Source organism: Blautia sp. Marseille-P3201T (assembly GCF_900120295.1).
GTDB lineage: Bacteria > Bacillota > Clostridia > Lachnospirales > Lachnospiraceae > Blautia.
In genome coordinates this window covers 1-971 of record NZ_LT635461.1, presented here as the reverse complement: position 1 = coordinate 971, position 971 = coordinate 1, and the positions used below count along the sequence as shown (strand labels likewise).

General features: G+C 37.4%; 1 protein-coding gene and 1 pseudogene. One reads left to right on the top strand and one right to left on the bottom strand.

The genetic code is table 11. The features are described 5' to 3' along the window. The first annotated feature begins 129 nt into the window (after window positions 1-129). A complete protein-coding gene (locus tag BQ7352_RS00005) occupies window positions 130-738 on the top strand; it encodes a transposase (RefSeq protein WP_072445805.1) in 609 nt (202 codons plus the stop codon). A 28-nt stretch (window positions 739-766) separates the two neighbouring features. Here the strand turns inward: BQ7352_RS00005 and BQ7352_RS14225 are convergent. Further along, window positions 767-971 (bottom strand): annotated as a pseudogene (locus BQ7352_RS14225) (IS3-like element ISRgn1 family transposase); the annotation flags it as partial.

Genomic DNA, 971 nt, shown 5'->3' with positions numbered 1-971 from the left:
TCAATGCGTGAGGTCTATGGTTTAGACAAAACATTGCGCGAGTAAACTCGCATAAGCAGTTTCCGCAAGCCCGGACAGACGGTTTCCCGTCTGCCGGATTTGCGGTGTTGCCGCACAGGAATATTCAGAATGGATCAGTTTTATGATTATATTATCAAAGCTTTAACTTCTGGCATCAGTCGAAAAGATGTATATCGCAATGTTATTGAAAAAGGATATAAAGGCGGTCAATCTGCAGCATATGACTATATGAATAAAATCATAGAACGATTGCAAATTGATGTTGCAATTTACAAAAGTTCTTCACCTGAAGCACTCCAAAACAAAAAGGCATTACAAAAATATGACCACCTTTCACGAAACGGCATATTCCGTTATCTTTGGATGGGAGTGGAACTTAGTGCAAATCATAAGGCATATATTTTACAGAAATATCCCAAACTCAGAGAATTGAGGCGTTGTGTTCAAGAATTCCGTGAAATATACGAAAAGAAAAGTATGCCTCTATTGTATTTGTTTATAGAACGGTACAAAAACTCTGATTTAAAAGAGATATCCCGGTTTGCAAATGGATTAGAAAAGGATATAGAAGCTGTGGAAAATTCTGTTGCCAGTGAACTTTCAAATGGTTTTGTCGAGGGAACAAATAGTAAACTAAAAATGGTAAAACGTACTATGTATGGGAGATGCAGCAAAGCACTTTTAGCAGCAAAACTAATGTATGCGAAGGTTGAATGATACGGATAATTGCGGAAGAACCCTACTTAAATGGAATATACAGCCATCTGAGTCCAAAGTCTTTGTTGTATTTCTGAATGAATCGATAAGCCTCTAATCGATTTCATTCGCAAAGAATGCCGCTGCTTTTTTTAAGAAGTCATTTTCCTTTTGGAGTTCTGCAAGTTGCTTTTTAAGCTGTAGATTCTCTTTCATGTAATCATAATCGGCTTTGGCTTCGTCGTTTGTTTGGC